Below are 8,961 nucleotides of genomic sequence, written 5' to 3' on the forward strand. Positions count from 1 at the left end.
GCGTTTCACGTGAAACACGGGGTTGCTGAGACGCGTCGAATCGGCGCGATGGCGGCATCGTCGCGGACGCGTAGGCCCACTCGTCGGTCTCACGGGCGACTGCGCACCCTTCGCGGTTGCGAATCAAGCGAAGATGAGGCGAAGGAGCTGCCGGCTCCGGCAACGGGTCCTCAGCCTTAGCCCGTCCACTCGGATGTGGTTGCTGCTCGGCGGGCTAGAGGTGGCGTAGGTGCCCGAGACGGCCGGACCGTGCGCCTCCAGGGCGGCCCTCAGCCGGCCTAAGCGCACCTGCAGCGGCAGCTCTCCATGGGCCCGGGACGACGTTCCTCGGTCACGGCCGCGGTCGGCGGGGTTCCCGGGCGTAGCCGAGCCACCGGCTTCTTCGGCCGCCGGCTACAGGGACGCCAGCGCCTGGCTGAAGCTGATTGGCCGTGCCTGGCGATGGTCTAGGTTGCTTCCGCACGATCCCGCCTCACGTCCCTTAGCCGGTGTTGCGGTGGAACCGTATGGACGGTGCCGTCATCCCGGTGGGTCCGCGCCAACTGGTGGCGAACGGGAGAGCCGCACCGAGCGGGGTCAAGTAGGGATTCTGAAGTGGGGCCTGGCGCGTCGAATCTGGACGCCTCCGCGAGAGGAACTCCGTCGGTTGAGGGCTGCCGACCTATGATTCCGCGGGTCCCGGTGCCGGCTTACCGATGTGCCGTGCCGGGAGTAGTGCGATGGCTGTGGCTCGAGAACAGCTCCTACGCGCGCAGGCGACGCGGCGCTACAGGCATGGCCAGCGCGACGCAACGACCTTTCGAGTAGCAGCACGAGGACGGTCAAACGATTGTCTGAGCCACAAGCGAGCGAGGAGCCGGCTGTGGCATGGTGGCGGACGCAGAGACTTGGCGTTGCCGGGCTGACCGATCAAGCCCTGAAGTTGGTGTCTGCTTAAGCCTTGGCCCAGGACTGGCGCTGCCACTGGGTGGCAGTCCCGCGTGTCGGCCGGTGACCGGGCGATGGCGGTTGTCGGCGTCTTGGGCGCTGTGGTCGGCAGTCGCGACGAGCGGCGCCAGAAGTTCGGCGGCGGGGTCCCGGCGGAGAGCTTGCTCGGCCGTTCGCTCAGGCCGGGATGCGTCAACTGTTGAAGATCGAAGCGACGCCCCGTTCGGCGCTTTGGGCCGTGGCCGCCCATGACGGGCTGTCTGGTGGAGTGTTGGGTCGCGCTGTTGATAGCGCGATAACGCGACCTCGGAAGTGCCGCATCCGCGAGTGGTGCTCTGCGAGCCATTGCTTCGGCCGAGATGGCTGGAGGAAATGACGCGGGAAGGTCGACCACGTCCTCGGAAGGCGGCGATCATGGGCCGTGGAAGCCAGCCGTGGAAGCTGTGGAAGCCAGGGGTCTGGGGCCGTCGTCGGAATCTCATCAAGCGAGGGGCAAGCAGCGACGGACTGCGGCAATTTGACGGAGGCGACGCTCCAGGCTCGACCTGACGATGACATCGGTTGGCGATCGTGGGCCCTCTGTATGAGCCGCGGGCCTCCAGCGGCACCCCGCCCGGGTACGGATACCCAGCGGTGCGAGAAGTTGGGCTCAGTGACACCTACAAACCGGGTTCCTGCCCTCCCTCTCCGTCCGTGCCGGTTGCTATGCGGGTTGGCCGGTTCCAGCGTGAGGCGTGTGATCGCGGAGGTGCTGGCGCGCTCCGCGCCCCCGTCACCGCCCGGGGCGGCGAAAGCGGGGAACGGCCATAGGCGGCTCCGGCTCTATTTAGAACCGGCACAGGGATGGGGCCACAAATTCCGATGGCAGTACGGGCCGGCCCATGGTGCGATCCGGCCCCACCAACCTCGTTAGCACCGGCCGCCTCGCATGGACGGTTCACTCCAACCTCGCCCTCGGAGCCGTGAAACCCGGATCGCGACGAGACGGAGGACGGAGGTCGCAGCGGACCATCTGGACGGCCGCACCGCGACGCGAAGAGGGCTCACGTCATGGCCGGCATTGGCCACTCGGCGAGGGCTCTGTCCGTCACCGCCCTCGATCCAAGGGGAGTATCTGCGAGGTCGCGCCTGCCAGAAGGCGACAGCTGCGGGGCGTCTCTTGCGGGTGCCTCTCAGAGTTATCCACACCCTGTGCGTAACTCCTGTTGAAAAGCTGCGGGCTCTGTTTCACGTGAAACGCTGCCGATGTGCTGCGGGCTCGGCGCTGAACTATCCACAGGGGCTTCAAGCCATCTACGTCGCGTTTCACGTGAAACGGGGGAGCCTGTGGATAACTTCTGTGGATAACTTTTACGGTGTGGTGGCGTCCACGGACCGTGACGGGGATCTACGTCTGGGGTGGTTCGAAGGTCGCGAAAATTGACCCGGGACAGTGGGTCTGGCCTCGGCTAAGGTTCCCTCGTGCCCGACAACACCGTCCCTCTGCCCGGCTTCACTCGCTGGCCGTCGTTTCCGTTCGAGGGCGACATGCGAGTCAAGCCGCTGGCCGCTCCGGTCGAGGTGGAGCCTCCCCGAGCCGGCGAGGACGCCGCTGACTGCGTCGCCTGCAATACGCCCGACGAGGCGTACATCTGGGTCAGTGAACGTTGGCGCGTGCGGGCCATGGACCGTCCCACGGGGCTCCCGGTCGTGGTGATTCTGGAGTGCCGGTCGCATCTGGATCTCGGCGATCTGCCGAATCTCCTGTCGGCCGAGCTCGGCGTCATGACCGTCCGCCTCGAGCGCGCGATCCGGTCCCTCGACGGCGTGGCCCGCGTGCACGTCAACCGATGGGGTGACGGCTCCGCTCACCTGCACATGTGGTTCCTCGCGCGTCCGCAGGGCCGCCTCCAGCTGCGCGGCACGTTCCTTTCCCTCTGGGACGACATCCTTCCCGTCATCCCCGAGCACGAGTGGCACGAAAATCTCGCCCTCGTCGCCGCCTGGCTCGCCGAGTTCGGTGGCAAGGCCATCGCCGAGCCCGCGCACATCAAGTGGGAGTCCCCGTCCACGATCAACCTCTCCCCCAACGGCAACGAACCCGTTGACGCAGACCTGAGCGACAGCGACCTCAACATCGCCGGCCTCAGCACGGACGACCTCAACGCCAGTGAGGCCCAAAGCGGCACCGTCTTCCAAAGCGGAGCTTCCCGAGGCGATGTTCTCCGAAGCGACGTCCTCCGCAACGACGGCTTCCCCGGCGACGATGCGACCGACGACCTCGCCGACGACCTCGCCGACGACCTTGCCGACGGCGTCACCGACGACCTCACCGCCGCGCGCCCCTCGACCCTCGGCGACGTCGAGATTCAGACCGTTGGTGAGTCTCCGACGATCCCCACCCAAACCCCGCGCCTGGGTCAGGCACAGACTCCTTCTCCCTCTTGATGGGGTGTACGGGGATGTCAGGCGACCCGAGCACAATCCCGCCACCGCCCCTTGAGGACACTCGCGGCCGCCGAGGTGATCCACAGGTGGGAATTTAGGCGAGCGCCAGGGGAACCGGCCCATGGCGAGGATGCCGATGCCGGGATGGTCGCCGCCCTCGGTCGAGGCTGGCCGGAGTGCGCGGCGTGAGTCGAGCAAGCGCTTCAGGAACGCCGGCCGGCCCTTCGAGGCTGTCCCGAGAAGGTGGGCCGGGAAGGTGGGCCGGGAAGGTGGGCCGGGAAGGGATGGGCATCAGTGGGCGCCCGCAGAGAGGGTGACGCCTGGCGCCCGCACAGGGTGACGCCTGGCGGCCGCAGAGGGTGACCCCCGGCGGCCGCACAGGGTGACGCCCGGCGGCCCCAGAGAGGGCGACGGCCAGCGGCCCCGGAGAAGGGTGACGACGGGCGCCCGCACAGGGTGACAGCCGGCGGCTCCAAGGAGGGTGACGTCGGCGGCTCCAAGGAGGGTGACAGCCGGCGGCTCCAAGGAGGGCGACGGCCGACGGCCCAAAAGAACGGTGACGGCCGGTCCCTGCGGCGAGGAATGACGGCAGGTGCCCCAGAGAAGAGGGCTGGGAACTAGGCAGCGGCGCGAGCTACAGCCCGCTCCACCAACGTGGCCAAGATGCGGCCCAAGTCTTGGCCTGCGGCCTGGAAGGCCAGCGGGAGCAGCGACGTCTCCGTCATGCCGGGTGAGACGTTGATGCCCAGGACCTGAGGGGCTCCGTCGTCCGGCACGATCAGGTCCACCCGCGAGAGGTCCCTCAAACCCAGCGCCTTGTGGGCCGCCAGCGCCGTCTCCGCCACCTGGGCCGCCACCGACGAGGACAGACGGGCCGGCGCGTGCCACGTCGTCAGGCCGGCCGTGTAGCGGGCCGCGTAGTCGTACACCCCGTCCCGGGGGACGATCTCCACCGTGGGAAGGGCCTCGGGGCCCGAACCCAGATCGATGATGGAAACCGCCACGTCCTTGCCTGGTACGAACTTCTCCACCAGGGCCGTCGAGTCGTACGCGAAGCAGCCCACCATCGCCGCCGGCAGGGCCGCTTCCTCCCGGACCACCGCCGCACCCAGGCCTGAACCGCCCTGGGCCGGCTTCACCATCAGCGGGATGCCCAGGCGGTCGACGATGCGGTCGAGGACCGCCACCGCGCCCAGCTCCGAGAAACGGTCGTGGGGCAGGGCCACCCAGTCGGGGGTGGCGATGCCCGCCTCGCGGAGCATCGACTTGGCCGACGGCTTGTCCCAGGCCAGGCGGGAGGCCCGGGCGTCGCAGCCCACGTACGGAATGCCGCACAGGTCGAGGACGCCTCGCAGGCTTCCGTCCTCGCCCGTCGCGCCGTGCAGGGCGATCACCACCGCGTCCGGCGGGTCCTCCTGCAGGGACGGCAGCAGTGTCACGTCGGCGTCGCGCATCTCGGCCTGGATGCCGGCGGCGCGCAGCGCGTCGACCGCCCGGCGGCCGGAGCGCAGGGAGACGTCCCTCTCGTAGGAGAGGCCGCCGGCCAGAACCATCACGCGCACATCGTCACCCGTAACCATGGAGAGATCATGCCAAGTCGGGGCCGGGGGCGTCGGCGGCGGCCGTGCCCCGGCGGCGGTGCGTCTGCGCGGCGGCCGGTCCGAAGACGGCGCGCATCGCCAGCTCCTGCTCCATGACGCCGGACAGGCGGCGGATGCCCTCACGAATGCGCTCGGGCGACGAGAACGAGAAGTTCAGCCTCATGTTGCTGCGGCCCGTGCCGTCGGCGTAGAAGCCCGTTCCCGGCACGTATGCCACCCTGGCCGCGATCGCGCGCGGCATCATCGCCTTGGAGTCGAGGCCCTCGGGCAGGGTTGCCCAGACGAACAGGCCGCCCGTCGGACGGGTCCATGTCGTGCCGGCCGGCATCAGGTCGCGCAGGGCGCTCAGCATCTCGTCGCGGCGCTCGCGGTAGATCTCGCGGTAGACCTTGATCTGCTCGCGCCACGGCATTGTCGACAGATATTGCGTCACCGCGCCCTGCGCGAACGCGCTCGGGCACAGCACGTTGGCCTCGCTCATCATGACGAGCTTTTCCCGTACGGCATGAGGCGCCAGGATCCAGCCCACCCGCAGGCCGGGCGCGAACGTCTTGGAGAACGTGCTCACGTAGAACACCCCCTCGCGACGGCGGGCCCGCAACGGCCGCGGGGCGTCACCCTCGAAGGACAACATGCCGTACGGGTCGTCCTCCACCACCAGCAGGCCGGCGCGCTCACAGATGTCGAGCACCTGCTCGCGCCGCTCGTCGGTCAGCGTCATGCCGCCCGGGTTCTGGAACGTCGGGATCGTGTAGAGGAATTTCGCCTTGCGGCCCGAACGCTCGATCTCGGCGATCGCCTCCTCGAGGGCGGCCGGGATGAGCCCGTCGTCGTCCATCGGCACGTGTTTCACCTGTGCCTGGGCGGCCTGGAAGACGCCGAGTGCGCCGACATAGCTCGGCCCCTCGGCGAGGACCACGTCGCCCGGGTCCAGGAAGAGGCGGGCGAGCAGGTCGAGCGCCTGCTGGCCGCCGACTGTGACCACGACGTCGTCGGGGGACGCGCCGCTGATGCCGGAGAGCGCCATGACCTCGCAGATGCGCTCGCGCAGCTCGATCGTGCCCTGGCCGATGCCGTACTGCAGGCTGGTGGCGCCCTGGTCGGCGGCGAGGTTGTTGAGCATCTCGCCGACCGCGTCGAGCGGGAGGGCGGCGATGTAGGGCGAGCCGCCGGCGAGCGACACCACCTCGGGACGACTGGCCACGGCGAACAGTGCGCGGATCTCCGACGTGGTCATGCCACGCACACGGCGCGCGTAGCGATCGATGTAGTCGTCCTGGGTTGTGCCGGTCATGCGGCTCTCACCTCGCTCTGGGAGACAGAGTTCCGATGGTAGTCGCGCACGCCACCACAGGCCCTCGGTTAACCGGCCAGGCTGCCCCAACTGGTCCCGTTCATGGGTATTGCGGCGTAGGATCCCCATCGGGGTACGGAGTTCAAGGGGGACGACTGTGTCACGACGCCTGGTCAACCTCACTCTGGACACGCTCGAGGATCTTCCGAGGCCGTGCCGGCAGTGCGTTTTCTGGGAGCTTGACCCGGTTTCCGCGGAGCGCGCCTGCGCCTCCGGCGACCCCGGGCTCGAGAAGGAAGCGTGGGTCTCGCAGACGCTGCTGGAGTGGGGTTCCTGCGGCAAGCTGGCGTACGTCGACGGCATGCCGGCCGGTTTTGTGATGTACGCCCCACCGGCGTACGTCCCCCGTTCGATGGCCTTTCCGACCTCGCCGGTGAGCGCCGACGCGGCGCTGCTCATGACCTCACACGTGGTCGCCGCGTTCGCCGGCGGCGGGCTGGGGCGCATGCTCGTGCAGGGCGTGGCCCGCGATCTCACCAAGCGCGGGGTCAAGGCGATCGAGGCCTTCGGCGACGCGAAGTTCGGCGAGGCCGACGACGAGAAGCAGACCGGCTGCGTGGCTCCGGTCGACTTCTTCCTCTCGGTGGGCTTCAAGACCGTACGCCCGCACCCGCGCTATCCGCGGCTGCGCCTCGAGCTGCGGACCGCGCTGTCGTGGAAGTCCGACGTCGAATACGCGCTGGAGAAACTGCTCGGCTCGATGAGCCCCGAGACCCTGCTGCGGCCGGTCCGCCCGGCCACAGCCACCCGTACGGTCGAGAACTAAGCCCTGTTCGAGAGGGCCATGCGCAGCTGGCGCACGTCGATCGAGCCGGTCGGCACGTCGCGCTCGACCGGGAAGTACATGCGCTGGACGGCGGCCAGGATCGCCTCGACGATCTGCTCGCGGAACAGCGGGTTGACCAGGCGGTCGCGGTCGGCCGGCGAGGTCAGATAACCGAGATCGACGCGCACGGCCGGCATGCGCGTCAGGCGCAGCAGCTCCCACGTCTTGGCGTGGATGTGGCAGTCGCGCATCCCGGTCCGCACGACGATCTCGCGCTGGACCAGGTTGGCCAGCCGCTCCCCCACGGTCGAGCTCAGGCCGCTGCCGGTGCCGTAGTGGTACGCCGCGACGCCGTCGGCCGCCTCGTTGTCGTGTCCGTCGAGGTGCAGCGAGATCAGCAGGTCGGCGCCGAGGCTGTTGGCCAGCGCGGCCCGGTCGGCGCCGCTCATCGGCTCGGTCGGGTGTGGGCCGCGGGTGAGGTGGACCCGCATGCCGGCGGCGGCGAGCCGGCCCTCGAGGCGGGCGGCCAGGTCGAAGACGAGGTCGGCCTCGCTCCAGCGCAGCGGGCCGTCGGGGACGACCACACCGGTGTCGTCACCGCCGCCGTGGCCGGGGTCGATCACGATGGTCTTGCCGACCAGGTTGGTGCCGGCCTGGCGGAACGCCTCGGCCTCGCGCAGCCACTGCGGGCGGCCGCCGACCACCTTGCGGCCGAGCCGGCGCAGCGCCTTGAGGGTCTGCGGCCCGCAGGAGCCGTCCGGGGTGAGACCCACCTCACGCTGGAACTGGGCCACCGCGCGGGCGGTGCGGGCGCCGTAGATCGAGTCGGCCCGGCCGGCGTCGAAGCCCATCTCGAGCAGCCGCTCCTGAAGGGTGCGCACGTCCTCGCCGACCAGCGCGTCGGGCACCGAGTGGAACAGGGTGCGCGCGCCGAGCCGCCAGCGGGCCGCGTCGAGCGCGCCCCACGTCTCGTCGCCCACCAGGCCGTCGACGCCGAGGCCGCGGCCCTGCTGGAAGGCGCGCACCGCCTCGTCCATCTCGTCGTCGAACACATCCGACGCCGTGGTGAGCAGGTCCAGCCCGACCAGGATCGATCGGATCTCGGCAACGGCCGGGCCGCTGTCTCCACGCCGGATGGAACGCACGCGCGACTCCCTAGTACGAAGAACGACTCAGAGGAGAGTACCCCTGGCATGCCCGTGCCCCGCGTCCACGAGGGACGCGGGGCACGGGTCAATCACTCAGAGGGCCGATTCGATGAAGTTGACAAGGGCGCTCTTGGGCTTGGCGCCGGTGACCGAGTTCACGGCCTCGCCGCCCTTGAAGATGGTCAGCGTCGGCACCGACATCACGCGGTAGGCCCGGGTGGTCTCCGGGTTCTCGTCGATGTTGATGCTGACGATCTGGACCTTGTCGCCCATCTCTTTGGCGATCTCGTTCAGCAGCGGGTCGACCTTCTTGCAGGGCGCGCACCACTCCGCCCAGAAGTCGACCAGCACCGGCTTGTCGGACTGCAGCACGTCGCTCACGAAAGTGGCGTCGCTGATCGCCTTACCTGCTCCCACTAGACCCTCCCGGTCTTACAGCTCTACGAATGACGCGATGAAGCGCTCGGCGTCCAGGGCCGCGGCACAGCCCGTGCCGGAGGCCGTGATGGCCTGACGATAGGTGTGGTCGACGAGGTCGCCGGCGGCGAAGACGCCCTGGATGTTGGTGCGCGTCGACGGGGCGTCGACCTTCACGTAGCCCTCGTCGTCGAGCTCGACCTGGCCCTTGAACAGCTCGCTGCGCGGGTCGTGGCCGATCGCCACGAAGACGCCGGTCACGTCGAGGACCTTGGTCTCGCCGGTCTCGACGTTCTTCAGGCGTACACCGTTGACCTTGCC

General features: G+C 69.2%; 7 protein-coding genes. 2 read left to right on the top strand and 5 right to left on the bottom strand.

Annotated features, from left to right (window positions below):
- The first annotated feature begins 2,409 nt into the window (after positions 1 to 2,409).
- Positions 2,410 to 3,354 (top strand): hypothetical protein, encoded by a 945-nt coding sequence (locus ACFY36_RS47795; protein ID WP_499752576.1) that lies wholly within the window; start codon positions 2,410 to 2,412, stop codon positions 3,352 to 3,354.
- Positions 3,355 to 3,971: 617 nt separating this feature from the next.
- Here ACFY36_RS47795 and ACFY36_RS47800 read toward each other — a convergent pair.
- Together ACFY36_RS47800 and ACFY36_RS47805 are read right to left on the bottom strand one after the other, a co-directional pair.
- Positions 3,972 to 4,934 (bottom strand): D-alanine--D-alanine ligase family protein, encoded by a 963-nt coding sequence (locus ACFY36_RS47800; protein WP_499752561.1) that lies wholly within the window; start codon positions 4,932 to 4,934, stop codon positions 3,972 to 3,974.
- Positions 4,935 to 4,941: 7 nt separating this feature from the next.
- Positions 4,942 to 6,249 (bottom strand): aminotransferase-like domain-containing protein, encoded by a 1,308-nt coding sequence (locus tag ACFY36_RS47805; protein ID WP_499752562.1) that lies wholly within the window; start codon positions 6,247 to 6,249, stop codon positions 4,942 to 4,944.
- 157 nt (positions 6,250 to 6,406) lie between these two features.
- Here ACFY36_RS47805 and ACFY36_RS47810 point away from each other — a divergent pair, with 157 nt between their 5' ends.
- Entirely contained in the window at positions 6,407 to 7,075 is a 669-nt protein-coding gene (locus ACFY36_RS47810; RefSeq protein ID WP_499752563.1) for a GNAT family N-acetyltransferase, read from the top strand.
- Here ACFY36_RS47810 and ACFY36_RS47815 read toward each other — a convergent pair.
- From ACFY36_RS47815 to ACFY36_RS47825, 3 genes are all read right to left on the bottom strand, one after another.
- Positions 7,072 to 8,220, bottom strand: coding sequence for an N-acetylmuramoyl-L-alanine amidase (locus ACFY36_RS47815; protein WP_498693485.1), 1,149 nt, complete (start codon positions 8,218 to 8,220; stop codon positions 7,072 to 7,074). The genes ACFY36_RS47810 and ACFY36_RS47815 overlap by 4 nt on opposite strands.
- A gap of 96 nt (positions 8,221 to 8,316) precedes the next feature.
- Positions 8,317 to 8,640 carry a thioredoxin gene (gene trxA / locus ACFY36_RS47820; RefSeq protein WP_360247931.1) on the bottom strand — a complete coding sequence of 108 codons (324 nt, stop codon included), beginning with the start codon at positions 8,638 to 8,640 and terminating at the stop codon, positions 8,317 to 8,319.
- A gap of 15 nt (positions 8,641 to 8,655) precedes the next feature.
- On the bottom strand, positions 8,656 to 8,961 hold a 306-nt coding region (locus ACFY36_RS47825), incomplete at its 5' end, for an NAD(P)/FAD-dependent oxidoreductase (protein ID WP_499752564.1).

Origin of the sequence: Actinoplanes sp. NPDC000266, assembly GCF_042899005.1 — a bacterium.
Taxonomy (GTDB): Bacteria; Actinomycetota; Actinomycetes; order Mycobacteriales; family Micromonosporaceae; genus Actinoplanes.

Bases quoted from the DNA above. Each gene is read 5' to 3' on its own strand.
- ACFY36_RS47800 (WP_499752561.1), bottom strand. From the start codon at position 4,934: ATGGTTACGGGTGACGATGTGCGCGTGATGGTTCTGGCCGGCGGCCTC.
- ACFY36_RS47805 (WP_499752562.1), bottom strand. From the start codon at position 6,249: ATGACCGGCACAACCCAGGACGACTACATCGATCGCTACGCGCGCCGT.